This is a genomic window from Mesorhizobium sp. M4B.F.Ca.ET.214.01.1.1 (genome assembly GCF_004791545.1).
In the GTDB taxonomy this organism is placed as follows: Bacteria; Pseudomonadota; Alphaproteobacteria; order Rhizobiales; family Rhizobiaceae; genus Mesorhizobium; species Mesorhizobium abyssinicae.
On record NZ_SRUX01000006.1, the window covers coordinates 102,182 to 116,281 of the forward strand.

Here is a 14,100-nt window from a genome sequence, read left to right on the forward strand (position 1 = left end):
TGCACTGCACTATTTCGTCTCCTGCTCGAATGAATTGTTGATGGAGCTCAAACGCTCCTCTTGCGTTGCAACGCGTTCCGCCATCTCCGGAAGGTGATCGTTGAAGCCGATTGCGCTGCGGAGAAAATTGGTGCCTAGACTGATGAATGCGGCTTGCTCCCGATTGTCCTTGCCGTAGCCGTGCCCGCCTGCGCTGGCCTCGTAGAAGTAAGCGGGATAGCCAAGAGCCTGCAGTTTTGCGGCCATCTTGCGCGCATGGCCCGGATGGACGCGGTCGTCGCGTTTCGTGGTGGCGATCAGGATAGGCGGATAGGGCTGTCCCGGCGCCGCGGCGTGATAGGCGGAGATTTCCTTCAGGAAAGCCCAATCGTGAGCCTTGTCCGGATCGCCATATTCGTCGATCCAGCTCGCGCCCGCCAAGAGCTTGGTGTAGCGACGCATGTCGATAAGCGGAACTGTGCAGAACAGAGCCCCGAAATGCTCAGGATAGCGGGTCAGCATGTTTGCGATCAGCAGGCCGCCATTTGAGCCGCCCTCAGCGGCAATCCGCCTCGGCAGGGTGATGCCCCTTCGCACGAGGTCGGCGGCAACGGCGGCGAAATCGTCATGGGCGAGACGCTTGCCCTCCCTGCGCCCGGCATCGTGCCAGCGGGTGCCGAACTCGCCGCCGCCGCGGATGTTCGCCTCCACACACGTGCCGCCGCGCTCGAGCCACAGCTTGCCCAGCGGGGAGTTGTAGTAGGGCAGGAGTGATGTGCCGAACCCGCCATAAGCGGAAAGGTGAACCGGAGCATCTCCGTTCCCGTTCGCCGGACCAACCTGCGTGTAGGGGATCAGCTCATGATCGATAGAGACTGCCTCGTGGCGCGTGACCACCAGTCCGGATGCATCGAAATTCTCCGGGCTGCGCTTCAGGATTGCTGAAGCGCTGAGAGACGGCGCGGCATTGAGATCGAATAGCAAGAGCTGCGGCGGCGTGATCGGATCCTGAGCACAGACCAGGACCTCTCCATTGGTCTCGTGAACTGCCGCATCGAATGACCAGACGTGGACAGTCCCTTCGGCGGGCAGGGTGTCCAGGACTCGGCGCGTCCATTCCTGGTGGCCGGGAGTGAACATCTCGAAACGCGGTACGAGATTGACGAGGTAAGAGATAATGAGCTTCTCGTCATTCCAGAAGAATGACTGCAGAGAGCGCCTTTCCCCTGGTTGAAACAGGGTCTCAAAACGGCGTCCGCCTGCGAGGAAAGAGGAAAGCGAGATGACGATCAGCGCGTCGGCGGGATGGGTGGTGCCTCCCACCGTCCAGGGCTTGCGCGGCCTTACCGCCAGCCAGTCGCCGAAGACCCGCCACGACGCGTCGCGAGGAAGATCGATCTGCGTCCTCGGCCCGCTCCTGTCGCCGATCCAACTGATCTTCTCGTAGAAGGCCCGTTTCTCAATGAACCAAAGGCGCTCGCTGCGGCCGGTGCGGTCCGAATGACCAGACACCTCGAGGCTCTCGAACCCGGCCTCGAAGATTACCGGCGTGGTGAGGGGATCCGCGTCACGCTTCCACAGTCGCACGGTGCGCGCATAGCCGGAGCGGGTGGCCATGCCATTACCAAGCGCACTGGAAAGCAGAAGCGTGTCAGGGTCCAGCCAACTAACGTACCCTTTGGCCTCGGGGAGATTGAAACCGTCGGCGACAAAGCTCAGAGAGATCAGGTCGAATTCGCGATGCACGACCGCGTCGCTGCCGCCGCGCGACAGGCGCAGAACGGCTCTTTCCCGTCTCTCCGGCTCGACGGACGCGCCGTCCCAGATCCAATCCTCTCCGTCGCTAGCCGCTAGAGCATCTAGATCGAGCAGTAGCTCCCATTGGGGATCCGCCTTCATGTAGGCGGCAAGGGTGGTCCGGCGCCACAGTCCGCGTGGATTTCCGGCATCTCGCCAATAATTGTAGAGGTACTGACCACGGCGCGCGATCAGGGGAAGGTTGTCGCGATTGTCGAAAATGGCTGTCAGAGCCGCCCGGTCGCGCTCGAACTGCGTTCCACCGAAGTGCTTCAGGGTCTTTGCCGACTGGCCGGCGGCCCAGGCAAGTGCCCGCTCGCCCTCTACATCTTCAAGCCAGAGATAGGGATCGTCGTCGGGAGCATCCAGCGTTGGACGGACATCAAATGCGTTCATGTCCGGACAGCCTTCAGAAAGAAGGGATAGAGGCTTCCGTCGGCTCGGGAACGCTCAGTGTTGGTAGCGGCGCCCACATGTTCGAAAAGCGTGATCATTGATGAGTTCTTCCAGTCGGTGCGGCATCGCAGGGCTTTTGCGCATAGGATCGCAACCGTCGTGCCAACTGGGAAAATCGTTTCGGAACAATGCGATCGCTCTGGAAGCGTTGTGTCACATGTCCGACATCGTCGAGAATCCGACAACGAGTGCTCCTCCTAATCACCGGATCAACCTCCGGCGCCAGTCGGTGACACCGTGCAGAACTCGAGCAGTGAAGCTCATTGGTGAACTTGGTTGACGCCCAACATCTTCGCTCTGGAGCGCTTCACGCACACGGATTCATGGCAGACACCATGAGGCGATCGATGCGGTTAGCGACCAAGCTGGCTGCGCCTGTGGGTTTCAGCCGCCAGCTGGAAGCAGCGGAGTTCTGAGGAGAAGGATGGGGCACCGCTTGGGCGACCTGATGGTTGCCCAAGCCCTGCCGCAATCTGGCCTGCACCGTCCCCTTGATTGCATTCCTTGAAGTCTGTCGATCAAGCCAGGAAGCTGCATTCGGGCGAACGCATGGGGCTGGTCCCCATGGCAACTTGGGCTGATGTGGGGCCGTCCGATATGCGATACGAGGGTCTAGGATAGGGGGAGCTCGGGCTCGGCGTAGTATCTCAGCGAGACGGCTAATGGTCGACGATGTCTTCCTGACGCCACGCATTGGTATGCCGCAGCAACAGGGGCAGTGCGGGCGCAAGTCTGGTTGTGAAATCGGCTGCTACAGGGGCAAGCCGCGCTCCATCTCCATACCGTCCGCAAAGAAAGCGCGGCGCGAGCATCACCAAAGAGAAGCGCCTCGCCCGTTCGTTTGCGGTCCACTGACCAGTCGGCTTCACCTGTACAACTATACAGGCTGGCATAGCGTGAAACTTGGCCTCCAATGGCGGAAATTTCCCCCAGGAGACCTCAGATGACTAAGCTTATAGCGCCCGGGCTACGACAACCTGCCCACAACCAGCGTCGAAGCCACCGCCACGCCACTGAGTCTTCAGGGAACGTCCTGAACGGAACCCAGGAGCCGGTCACTCCTATCAAAGCGACTCCCTTCGCGTGCTCAGGCCGCGCTTGCTGTCGCTGCGCGGGATCGACAGCCTGGTCTCTATTTACGCGCGCCTTCTGCCCTGGACAGTGCCAACGACACATGCTTCGACGAAATGGCGTCATCGAGGTCTGGTGGCTTCGGCGCCGGTGCTTTGCCAAATGGCATGATGTTTCGACGTCCGTGGGGGCGGGCAAGGGGGCACAGTCGTGCCTGCAGTTCTCGTGACTGGCGCGGTCGAGGCTGATTGGCGGGATGAAAGATCATACGACTACACCACTGGTATGACGCCGCGCGAAAGGGCATGGGAGTTTTTGCGCCGCAAGCCAGCCTTCCAGCGTGATGTGACCGCTGCATGCCAGCAGGCCAATAGCTGGTCTTACCGACCCTTGCTTGACGTGGTCGCGTCGGCCGGCGACCTGTTACGCTGGGGTGTTCTGTTCGCCGAGTCTTATGGGCGAAATTCGATCGTTTTCTGGTCTCCGCTCTGGTGCGTCCATGTGTTGCCAGTCATTGCAGAACATCTGCCAGCATCGTCGGAGACAACGCCGTACGAACTCTTGGCATTGCCATGTCGTGCGACGGTCCTGCTGGCGCCCGGCAAGGGCCAACATGTTCTTCTTCGCAATGCCGAGCATACGCTCCAGCTCGCCGTCTCTGGCGCGGATATCTTGCACCCTGTCTGTCTCCGAACCGAGGCGATCTGGCCCGCGAAGCTTTTGAGGCACCGCCTAAGGGCGCTCGAGTGGCTCAATGCTCTAAGTGTGGGTCAACGTCTGCCTGCCCGCTTGTTTCCGCGGGAAAAACGCGGTCCCCGTCTAAACTTCGTTCTTCGTGCGCTCGACGGATCGCTTGCCGGGGCCTCACATCGCGAGCTCGCCGAAGCGCTGATTGGTCAACGCCGCGTCGATGACGAATGAAGGGATCCTCGCGACCATCTGCGCGACCGCATTCACCGCGCCGTCTCTCGTGGCCGCGCCCTTATGAATGGCGGATACAGAGATTTCCTTCTTTGCAAAGTAACAGTCCGCCCTGTGCGTCAGCCGTCGAACAGTTCGGAACTAGTACTTGGTCGCATCAGCTCGCCAGGTCGACACGGCTGCGAAGCGTCCTGCGGGTGCGCTCTGGTTCAGGCGTCGGTCGATGCCGACGCACGTTCGGCATTGTCCGATAGCCGACAATGTCGAGTACGCAACGTAAGGGAAGCTGACTGTCGGGCGTTTTAAATGCTTTTTGCCTTGGCACGGTACATGCACGCTTCCGAAAAATGAGCGGACTGAGTGGTTCCCACTGTGCGAGAATCATTGACTTACGCCACCTCCCAAGGCGTACCCGGCCCGGCAGCGAGCTCAGTCTCCTGCCGGGCATGCCTTTTCGGAAGCACTCCCGTTCAGAACTTCAGACTGAGCGGGCAATGTCAGGCTGAAGAGGATTGCGTCGATGGTATATGAAGGCCGTTTCGAGGGCTCTCCGATGGCACCTGGCCGCAGCGCGAAGGGGGAGCGTTCCTGTGCGGAGCCGCCCGTCGGCTCCAATCGAGAGGCTGTATTCGGAGGTCGCTTGAGTGCCCGATCTGCGAACCATGGCCGCTGAAAAAAGCGCGGCCGCTTCGCCGCGACCGGTCCAGCGCTCGCAAGAATCCAGCACCAAAAGGCTTTGCGTCCGATCACCCTAACCCTTGATGGAGTATGCGAACTCCATACGTGCGCACCTTCGAAAAGGGAAACCGCGAGCTCTACGGGGGATCGAGCGCATGGGTTGCGGCTTGCCAAACAGGTCATCAGAGCCCTCGACCAGAAACCGCTTGAGCCGATCGTCGCAGCGATGCTGGCGGATGGTCACAAGGCTGCGCTTTCGGCAATGGCCGTGTTGGACCCTGAAGGCGTTCAGCCGCGACCCGATCGGGGCGCTCCGGTTGCAGGATTTTATCGCCTCCGGGCCGCCCAGCCCGCAAATTTGGCACGCCTTACACCTACGTCACGACCAAGACCTTCCTGTTGCACTTCGGCCTCGACACACCTGCGGGATTTGCCCGATTTCGAGGCGCTTGAGGTTGCCGCGCTGCTCAGCAAGGAGAAGCTGCTGGCGGGCGATATTCCCGTCGGGCTGGTGAGTGGTGGAGGAGGTGAGGAGCGACACTCCATCGCCAGGACGGGGATAGCGCAGCAGATACATGGAAGTAATCGCTTGATATGAGCGGTTGAGAGTCGAATCAGCGAACTATTCAATCACTATCGATAAGGGGGGATTATCGATAGTTAGCTTTGCCGCGGAAGATATCGCCTGTGACGGAAGTTAATGCCCAGATAGATTCCGTTTCGCGAATCGGATACAAAGGAATCAATGGCTTATGAATTCGCCGATCTGCCCCTGAAGACCCTGATCGGGCCGCTCGCCCGCGCCGAAGACCTTGTCGGTTTTACTTCCCGATTTCAATTGAAGCGCTAAGGTGAAAATCCTGCTCTCCCGGAGCACCATGAGGCAGCCCCGACCGGGGGAGGGGAGAGCGCTTTCAGAGCCCTGACGCCTTGGTGAGGTTGGATTTCGGCCGAGGCATGGCCGAGTTGCTTCTGGACGTAGCGCTCCTCGATGTCGGCCCAAGAGGCAAGGCCGGCGCGCAGCGAGTGCCCTGAGAACAGCAGCGCGCGCTCCCCTTCCGGAAGATCGGAGCGGACCCCGGCGGCGAGCGCGTCTGCCTGACCGGGCGAGCGACGTGCTTGTCGCAGAGCCGCTCGACATCGACGGTCTTTTGAAGATGCGCCCGAAGAGCGGTCCTCTCGCGATGCCGCCGAAGCGGATTCAGCGCAGTCCGAATTCATGATGGCTGGTGGATCTGGGAGCCCGCGTACCGGCCGCCGTTTCCATTGGTGCAGCCAGTCGTGCGGGCCAAGCGGTGGCTCATTCGTCGCCTGCGAGACCGTCGAAGGCCTCGATCAGCGCATCGACGATCGCCTGGCCGAGCGCCTGTGCTGTCTCACCGATTTGGGCTTCGTTTCCATTGCGGGCCGCGGTGGCGAGTTCCGAACCCTGATCCATCAGGATCGCATTGGACCTATCGATCGCCCATTGCGCGAAATCGTTGCGGCTGTCGATGATCCTGGTTTCCATGGATGCGCGCTCCCGCGTTTACGATTTGTTGGCCAATTCGGGCTAGGGTCAGGGCGCGCGATGGGTATTGCGTTCGCGCCACAAACTCCTCGATTCTTGCAGCATCAGGCCTCGCCGGCAAGCCGCTCCGCCTCGCGTAGGTAGGGAGCCTGAGGCCGTGCCCTGTCGTCCTAGGACGAGCTTCCGACAAGCAGACTCCCGCTGCTACGCACTGAGTAGCGGCAGGGCAGGGGACTTATGGTTCCTACAGCCCGCTCGCCTTGGTGAGATTGGTCCGGAACCGATCGCGCTGGCGCTGATATTTGCGGGTCATCTCGGCCGAGGCGTGGCCGAGCTGCTTCTGTACGTAGCGTTCCTCGATGTCCGCGGAGGAGGCAAGGCCGGCGCGCAGCGAATGCCCTGAGAACAGCAGCGCACGCTCCGCTTCCGGAAGATCGGAGCGGACGCCGGCGGCGAGCGCCGTCTGCTTGACCAGGCGGGCGACATGCTTGTCGGAAAGGCGTTCGACGTCGACGGTCTTGTTGTCTTTGAAGATGCGCCGGAACAGCGGACCGCGCGCGATCCTTCCGAGCCTGATCCAGGTTTCCAGCGCGACAACCGGGCAAGAAAAATCGCTGGAGCCGCGGCCGACCTCGACCTCACGCCAACCGGTCTTGCCGCGCAGCGTCACCAGCACGCCCTTGTCGGCAAAAATCTCGATCCAGCCGGCGCCGTCGCTCTTGTGGTCGCGCACGACGTCGAGGCCGACGATTTCCGAGCGCCGCAACCCGCCGGCAAAGCCTAGGAGCAAAATAGCGCGGTCGCGCAGCCCGCGCAGATCGTGCCCGAGCGTCGCGATCATTGCCTTGATGTCATCGCCGAGGACGGCCTCCTTCTGCCGCGGCGGCTTTGCGTGTTTTCTGCGGATACCGGCGAGCACGGTGGCAATATGGCGATCGGCACGGTCGAGAGAAAATCCGCGCTGGGTAAAATTCCAGGCCAGGCCGGAGAGGCGCCGCTCGATCGTTGCGACCGAAAGGGCGGGAATGCCGCGTTTCGGCTCGCCGGCGGCGGTGCCTGAGGCACAGGCGCTGATATAGAGGCCGATTGTTTGTACCTCTGGGGGCAAGGGCTCAAAACCGTTGCGGCGACACCAGGACGAATAATGCGAAAAGTCCTTGGTGTAGGCGTCTCGCGTGTTTTCGGAGCTGGCGGCCTTGGCGTAGTCTTTTGCCGTCTCGACGAGCGCTTCGAGATGCGCCGGCGACCGCGATGGGCGTCCCATCTCCATGACTAGATCGACGATGTCGGGCAGACCTGCGAATTCGCCGGGCGGGCCGTTGTCGCGACGCCGGGCGGCTTGCGGGTCTTGATGGGACTCCGCGCCATCTGGTTTCAGTAGCTTGTCCATGGCTCAATTGTGCGATTGAATCAGAAGAGTCGAGTCGGCGCCAGCTTGCAGCCAAACAGCGAGGCTGTCCATTGCATCGGCATCTCACGCACCCGCAGGCTTAGGCCCATATCCGTACACGCCAGCGCGACAGCGACCTGCCCGAAGGGAACCTCGGTGATCAAGAAAGCGATCAAGAAATCAACGCAAATCGCCGCTGATCCCTATCGCAAGGCCAGGTTTCGTGAGATGGCCCGCGACATCGTGGCCAAGGACCGCCATGACCGGAAATACGGCATGGCCGTCGACACGGCGGGCGCCATCGCCCGGGCGCTGGAAAAGGCCTATCGCCAAGGCTTTGAGGACAACCGGTGGGCCGGCCGTCGCAAAGCCAAGAGCCGGCGGCGCAGGACGGTCCGCTCGATTGGGCGCTCATCCCGCCGCGTCCGCGAAACGCCTTCTGGAGCATCTGTCTGTTCACCTTGGGGCATGGCGAGTCGCCATCGGAAATGGGCTATCTCGCGGCGGCCACGACCGAGCGCGGAACGCCGGGATGGCGCCTTGTCGTGCCCGGGCTTTCCTACCATGACAAGTCGATCGGCGAAAAGACCATCATTGCGCTCGTCCGTCTGGGCTTGATCGAGCCGGCGCTGGATGAGCCCCACTGTCTGGTCGTTTCAACGCGCGGCGCGCAAACGTGGTGGCTGTTCCACGCGCGCGGTGGCCGATATCCCGAGGATCTGACTGACGTGTAGACCCTCTAGCGGTACGGGACCGGCTGTCGGCCAACCGGTGTTCGGCGGCGGCACCACAGCGTTTGCAATCCATAGCACCTGGTGCTATACAAAACCATGACGCAGCGGACGTTCAAGCCGGCCTGGTTCGCCAAGGCGGCGCGCAAGGCGCGAATCAGCGACGTGGCACTGTGCAAGGCGATTGCGCAGGTGGCGTTGGGACAAGCCGAAGATCTTGGCGGTGGCGTGTTCAAGAAGCGTCTGAACGACAACCGGCACCGATCGATCATCCTGGCCAAATCCGGTCGGTTCTGGGTCTACGAGTATCTGTTCGCCAAGCAGGACAGGGCCAACATTGATGACGACGAACTCGCCCAGTTCCGCAGCCTGGCCAAGGCTTATGCTGGGCTGACGGAGATTTTTTGGAGATATGCACATGAGCAGGGCTAGAAAATACAAGTCCGACGCCTTCGAGGCGATCCACAGCTCGGCGAGCGCGCTCTACAAGGTCGGGGCGATCGACAAGGCGACGATGCGCAGCTTCGACGAGAGCTGCCTGACGGTGCCGCCGGCGATCGAGCCCGACGCGATCAAGGCGCTGCGGGAGAAGAACCATGTCAGCCAGCCGGTGTTTGCGCGCTATCTGAACACATCCGAATCGACGGTGCAAAAGTGGGAGACTGGCGCCAAGCGGCCGAGTGGCATGGCGCTGAAGCTGCTGTTTGTGGTCGACAAGCACGGGCTGCAGGTGCTGCGCTAGCGGCGCTTCGGTTACGTCCGATAAGGCAAGCTTACCGGACATAAAACGACGTCGACAGGCGCGGCGGTTTTTTGCTGGAATGTTTGCATAAAGCGCCGCGCTGATTCATGCTGCGGGGAATGATTCTCCGCCCCAGACCGTCTCCCTTCCTCCATGCTCAGCTGCTCGGCTCCGAGCCGGTCGCGCATGCGGCGCCGGTGCCGTCCTGGCTGCGCAAGGCGATTGAGGCCGCGCAAACCGTTGAAGATGCTGCGATTGCGGCCGGTGCTGCGATCAGCGCGCTGGATGCCGTGGTGCGCCGGCAGGAGCGGTGGGCGGGTGCCTGGCGGCAGCGCCTGGCGCTCGCAGCCGCCGCGGCGACCGCGCGGCAGGCGGGGCGAACCGAGGACGAGGCGGCGCTGCGCGACACCGTGCTGCTCACCCGCCCGGGCGATGATGTCGGGCCCGCCGGCCGGACGTTTTTGGCCTGGCGCCGCCTGGCGGCGCGCCCTCCGGAACATCTGCTGACGGAGGCAGGCCTCACCGCCGTGCACGAGGAACTTGGCCATGCCGGCGACGACGAAGCCGTCACCGATCTGGTTGACGAGATCGGCCAGCTGTCTGCGGCAGAGGGAGTTGTCGAGATGCTGGCCGGTGCTTTCGCGAGCGCCGGGCGCCATGGCTTCGGACGCTATTCGGGTTCGTGGCTCGCCGACGCCATGCTCGCGCAAAGATTGGGATGGCCGCATGCGGTGCCGCTTCTGGGAGCGCAGCCTGCATCGGGCGGAAGCACGCGTGGCGTGCGAGTGAGAACAACCAGTTTGACGGAGAGGGATCAGGCGCCAGGCGGGGAGAGGGTGCAGGGCCTGCTCGTGGCTCAGGCGCGCGCAGCGCTGCGGGCGATCGACCTCTCGACCGAGCTCGGCCGCCGCGCCGAGCGGCTGCTCGCCGTCGCGCCGAAGCTGCGCGCGAAGGGTGCGAACCGTGTCGTCGAAAAGCTGCTGTCCGACGATGCGCTCGTGGCGTCGCAAGAAATCGCCGGGATGAGCGACCGCGGCCTGCGGCGCCTGTTCGACCGACTGGTCGATCTCGGCGCCGTGCGCGAGCTGTCCGGCCGCACCACGTTCCGCATCTACGGGCTTTAGGAAATGGCTGAAGCGGACCGCAAGAGGCGAGGGCAGGGCCGGTCAGATGACCATCGATCAGGCGACCGCCTGTTCGATCGCGATCTCGACCACCTGCCGGCGGAGGTTCGCTGGCGGGAGTGGATGAACCGCGTCGAAGCGACGATCTTCGCGGCCAGCGAGCCGGTGACACGTGACACCCTGGCGCGTATCGTCGGCAAGAGCTGCAATATCGATCTCATCATCGATGATATCCGCGAGGAACTGCGCGGTCGGCCCTATGATCTGGTGGCGGTCGCCGGTGGCTGGAAGCATCTGACGCGGCCGGCCTATGCCGACGCCATCCGCACGGCCGTCGGCGCCAGCGAGCGGACGCTAGACCTTTCGCAGTCGGAGGTACTCGTGCTGTTGACGATCGCCTACTTCCAGCCGATCACCCGTGCCGAACTGTCCTCCTTCTTCGGCAAGGAAATCGGCCGCGACCTGATCGGCAATTTGCGCGGCTTCGGCCTGATCGCCTCAGGCCCACGCAGCCCGACCCCAGGCGCGCCCTACACCTATGTCACGACCAAGGCGTTCCTGCTGCAGTTCGGGTTCGACACGCTGCGCGATCTTCCCGACATCGAAAAGCTCGAGGACGCAGGCCTGCTGTCGAAGGAGAAGCTGCTGGCGGGCGACATCACGCCGGGGTTTTCCAGTGACCGGGAAGAAGATGCGGGCGTTGCCGGTGATGAATAGCATGCTGCTCACCATGGATGGGTGGTTCGCGGGCAGCAATCCTATCCGCGTGGGACCGCAAGAACACGGTGACGCTTCGTTTTGATCGCATCGTCAGTGGCGCGCGAATAGGCCTCGAGCAGAGCAGCAAGGTCGGCGCCGGTCGGGGGTGACCGCACAGACATCGGCGATCCTTGATGCTTGTCCATGAAATCCGAGAAGTGCGGAATCAACCGGTCATGGCCGCCTGCAGCCAGGACGAGCCGACGCCGCCGGGCGACAGCATCGTCCTCATCTGTCATCAACCAGCTGACAGGCTTGTCCGCGAGCCATTCGAAGCAGCGGATGCGCGAGGACGTGGACAGGTTCGTGAGCGTCTTCCCCAATGAGACGCCTGCAACGACAGGCGCGCCCAGCAGGCGCGAAGTCAGGTCGCCGATCATCATCGATCCCTTGGCCATCTCCACCTTGCAGATATCGTCGATCGATCGTTCCAGCCGTCGTGCCGCCGCCTTGACGAAGACCTTCGATGCCGTGCGCAGATCGAAGGCGCATCGGGCGCAGAAGTGCTGCGGCATCAGTTCGGTCTGGTCGAAGGATGCAACGCCGCTTCGACAGGCGGGACATCGATCCCGAAGACCGCGACCATGCACGAAGCACGAGATGCGCGTCGCCAGCCGCCAGGGACGGCGAAAATACGGCACTGCGTCGCCGGCAAGGCACTGGGGACAATACTGCATCCAGGTCGAACGGTTCCGGCGGACGTTCTCGCGCAACGGCAGCAGGAGCGGCGTCAACGCTGGACCAGTCATCGCCATCGCCGATATCGTTTCGTGTGGAACGTCCGTCCGATCGGTCCGCAGGGTGGCGACCTCGCGTGGAAGCCGGAGATCGAGGCGCGGCGACCACATTCCGTCGCCCAACTCGAGGACGCTGGCGAATGGCCGCGGCGCGATACCGTTGGCGATGGCAAGGCGGTGGAGCCAGCTCGACAATAGCTCATCCGGCTGCGGGTCAATGGAACGGGCCACCGATCCCGAACGACGTCCCCGTATCGCTCACGGATCTCGATGGCGAAGCGCGCTCCGCTCACAGCAGGCGGTCACGCACCGGCGCCCGGCGGCGCTTCGAGACGGGGATGTAGCGCAGCGCCTCGATGCCCGTTGTCGTTATCCGCTCCGCGCCAGATCTTGCCGCCGCCACGGCCGCCGCAGAGACGATCGCCACGATCTCGCCGATCAGGCCCTCGGAGATCTGGAAGATCATCCGCGCCATCGGTTCATCCGAGAGATCGGAAGCGCGGGCGAGCGGCATGGAGGCTTCGAGGCTGTCGAGCAGCGCGAGAAACTCCTCGCCATATCGCCATCGCGGCACCGCATGCAGGTCGAATCGGGTCGCCATTTCGGCGGTCTGGTTGATGAAGTCGTACACGGCGACCTCACCGATCAGAATCGGTGAAATGTCGAACTGGCGGCCGATCCTTCTGAGGAAGGCAAGAACCGCCTCGACGTCCCGCGTTCGGCCCCGCAGCGCATTGTGGAATTCGCCGAAGATCAGCATCCTGGGCTTCACGCTGTCGAACAGGCGATCGATTTGCTCGGCTTTGCGGTCGACACCACGACCCATGCCGGTTGGCGCTCGCAATGCCTCGAGGATGCTTCCATAGAAATGGGCGAGGCCCGCACCCTCACGCGTCTGGACCACCCACACCCGCTGCTGCTCGGCGGTTCTCAGATGTTCGACAGCAAACCGTTCGGCGATCATCGTCTTGCCGTTGGCATAGGGTCCGACGAGCATCAGGCCTCGGGTCCGCAACGCCGGCGGCCGGGACAGCAACACGGCAAGGCGTTCATGCGCTTGGACTGCCACCTGATGTCCTATCCATCGCGGCGCCTGGATATAGGCGATCCGCTCTTCCATGCTGCGGTCAAGAACCGGGCGAACGTGGTCGAGCAGATGGTCCACCACGTCACCAATCCTCGACCGGCAGACGGCGTTTCTGGCGGATCGGATGCTCGGCAGGCGCTGGCGTCGCCGGACGCATCGCATCATAGGGTTTGGGCGCTTCGGCCGCGTGTGCTCGACGGACGGCATCGCGCACGTCCGCCTTTGAAGGCTTCTGCCCACCCGCTATTTCCGCGATCCGGCGGCGAAGCGTCACCTTCTCTACATCCGATCGGGCGTTTGCGGCACGTCGATGAGCACGGTCACCTTCGTGCTCCCATAGCGTCGTCGGTGTGGTGATCCCGTCTCTTCTCGCCACCGGCCGGAACTCCCGTCTGTCGGGATCCCGGATGTAGATGTGGCTGATGTCGCGAGGGTCGCATCGCACCTCGAGCCGGCCGAGCCGGTCCCGCTGCGGGACGAGGCTGCCCAGCCACGGTGAAAAATAGTCCAACGCGAACATGCTGACACCCTGCGGCGAGATGCGCCTCTCCGTCCCAGGCATGAATGCCAGCAAGACCCGTATAGGATCATCGTCGAAGCGGGGCAAATCGTGCGCCAGCCGGTTCCATTGTGTCGCCGGCACCTTCAACGTCCTCGCGTTTTGCTGAAGGTTATGGTCGATCACCGCGAGCACGACGCATCGCTCCAGATCGGCGAAGCAGAGACGGGCTCGGCGCTCTGCGGGATATTCGTCGCGGTCCGCCACGGATCTGCCGGTAGAGCCGGGCTGCGTCGCAAGAACGGCCTTTCGACCACGCCGCCCTGGTGGACGCGGCGGCGATTCCGGTAGTGAATCCGAATGCCGTAGTCCTCGCACCCGCGCTGGAAGGCATTCCCTTTGAACTCCTTGGCTGAGTCGGTGACGAGCGACCGTGGTCGACCGAACATCGGCCATCCATGCTCGATGCCGCGCGCGGCTAACCATGCCTCCCTTGGACACATGGCGTGCGCCAGGCAGAGCGCGACCGACAGCGCCGACGGCTTCTCGAGGGTGAGGCAGAAGCCAAGAATGCAGCGGGTGGCCACGTCGGTGACGATCGTGAGATATGCCCGGCCGA

10 protein-coding genes and 4 pseudogenes are annotated in these 14,100 nt (G+C 62.9%); 7 read left to right on the forward strand and 7 right to left on the reverse strand.

All coding sequences use genetic code 11. The annotated features are described in order from the left end of the window. Positions 1–9: 9 nt before the first annotated feature. Positions 10–2,172, reverse strand: coding sequence for a prolyl oligopeptidase family serine peptidase (locus EN857_RS14015; protein ID WP_126057749.1), 2,163 nt, complete (start codon positions 2,170–2,172; stop codon positions 10–12). A 1,416-nt stretch (positions 2,173–3,588) separates the two neighbouring features. Between EN857_RS14015 and EN857_RS35620 the strand changes: the two are divergent. Together EN857_RS35620 and EN857_RS35625 are read left to right on the forward strand one after the other, a co-directional pair. Then, positions 3,589–4,530, forward strand: a pseudogene (locus tag EN857_RS35620) (DUF2285 domain-containing protein). 662 nt (positions 4,531–5,192) lie between these two features. Then, positions 5,193–5,500: pseudogene (locus EN857_RS35625) on the forward strand (hypothetical protein); the annotation flags it as partial. A gap of 347 nt (positions 5,501–5,847) precedes the next feature. On the opposite strand, the pseudogene EN857_RS35630 reads toward EN857_RS35625, so the two are convergent. The 3 genes and pseudogenes from EN857_RS35630 to EN857_RS14040 form a co-directional block, all read right to left on the reverse strand. After that, positions 5,848–6,103: pseudogene (locus tag EN857_RS35630) on the reverse strand (integrase); the annotation flags it as partial. A 99-nt stretch (positions 6,104–6,202) separates the two neighbouring features. Then, complete coding sequence (locus EN857_RS14035) at positions 6,203–6,412, reverse strand: hypothetical protein (RefSeq protein WP_065010175.1); 210 nt, start codon at positions 6,410–6,412, stop codon at positions 6,203–6,205. 244 nt (positions 6,413–6,656) lie between these two features. Further along, positions 6,657–7,682: a tyrosine-type recombinase/integrase gene (locus EN857_RS14040; protein WP_245460615.1), complete on the reverse strand. Its 1,026-nt coding sequence runs from the start codon at positions 7,680–7,682 to the stop codon at positions 6,657–6,659. Positions 7,683–8,152: 470 nt separating this feature from the next. Here EN857_RS14040 and EN857_RS14045 point away from each other — a divergent pair, with 470 nt between their 5' ends. The 5 genes from EN857_RS14045 to EN857_RS14065 all read left to right on the forward strand — a co-directional run bounded on the left by EN857_RS14045 (position 8,153) and on the right by EN857_RS14065 (position 11,116). Then, a complete protein-coding gene (locus EN857_RS14045) occupies positions 8,153–8,536 on the forward strand; it encodes a hypothetical protein (RefSeq protein ID WP_206519863.1) in 384 nt (127 codons plus the stop codon). Between the two features lie 96 nt (positions 8,537–8,632). Continuing rightward, positions 8,633–8,965 (forward strand): type II toxin-antitoxin system RelE/ParE family toxin, encoded by a 333-nt coding sequence (locus tag EN857_RS14050; RefSeq protein ID WP_127239670.1) that lies wholly within the window; start codon positions 8,633–8,635, stop codon positions 8,963–8,965. Beyond that, positions 8,952–9,275 carry a DNA-binding transcriptional regulator gene (locus tag EN857_RS14055; RefSeq protein WP_095482552.1) on the forward strand — a complete coding sequence of 108 codons (324 nt, stop codon included), beginning with the start codon at positions 8,952–8,954 and terminating at the stop codon, positions 9,273–9,275. Before EN857_RS14050 ends, EN857_RS14055 begins: the two co-directional genes overlap by 14 nt. Before the next feature lie 119 nt (positions 9,276–9,394). Next, positions 9,395–10,399, forward strand: a complete 1,005-nt coding sequence (locus EN857_RS14060; RefSeq protein WP_128187355.1) for a DUF1403 family protein — start codon at positions 9,395–9,397, stop codon at positions 10,397–10,399. A 3-nt stretch (positions 10,400–10,402) separates the two neighbouring features. After that, on the forward strand, positions 10,403–11,116 hold the full coding sequence (locus EN857_RS14065; protein WP_128187353.1) for an SMC-Scp complex subunit ScpB: 714 nt from the start codon (positions 10,403–10,405) through the stop codon (positions 11,114–11,116). 41 nt (positions 11,117–11,157) lie between these two features. Here EN857_RS14065 and EN857_RS14070 read toward each other — a convergent pair whose 3' ends face one another. The 3 genes and pseudogenes from EN857_RS14070 to EN857_RS14080 all read right to left on the reverse strand — a co-directional run. Then, the gene (locus tag EN857_RS14070; protein ID WP_245511303.1) at positions 11,158–12,090 is read right to left on the reverse strand and encodes a TniQ family protein; all 933 of its coding nucleotides are present in this window, start codon (positions 12,088–12,090) and stop codon (positions 11,158–11,160) included. Positions 12,091–12,184: 94 nt separating this feature from the next. After that, positions 12,185–13,063, reverse strand: coding sequence for a TniB family NTP-binding protein (locus EN857_RS14075; RefSeq protein WP_128187351.1), 879 nt, complete (start codon positions 13,061–13,063; stop codon positions 12,185–12,187). A gap of 1 nt (position 13,064) precedes the next feature. After that, a pseudogene (locus EN857_RS14080) lies at positions 13,065–14,100 on the reverse strand (transposase family protein); the annotation flags it as partial.

Coding starts and splice junctions, on each gene's coding strand:
- EN857_RS14015 (WP_126057749.1), bottom strand. CDS start 2,172: ATGAACGCATTTGATGTCCGTCCAACGCTGGATGCTCCCGACGACGAT.
- EN857_RS14035 (WP_065010175.1), bottom strand. CDS start 6,412: ATGGAAACCAGGATCATCGACAGCCGCAACGATTTCGCGCAATGGGCG.
- EN857_RS14040 (WP_245460615.1), bottom strand. CDS start 7,682: ATGGAGATGGGACGCCCATCGCGGTCGCCGGCGCATCTCGAAGCGCTC.
- EN857_RS14050 (WP_127239670.1), top strand. CDS start 8,633: ATGACGCAGCGGACGTTCAAGCCGGCCTGGTTCGCCAAGGCGGCGCGC.
- EN857_RS14055 (WP_095482552.1), top strand. CDS start 8,952: ATGAGCAGGGCTAGAAAATACAAGTCCGACGCCTTCGAGGCGATCCAC.
- EN857_RS14060 (WP_128187355.1), top strand. CDS start 9,395: ATGATTCTCCGCCCCAGACCGTCTCCCTTCCTCCATGCTCAGCTGCTC.
- EN857_RS14065 (WP_128187353.1), top strand. CDS start 10,403: ATGGCTGAAGCGGACCGCAAGAGGCGAGGGCAGGGCCGGTCAGATGAC.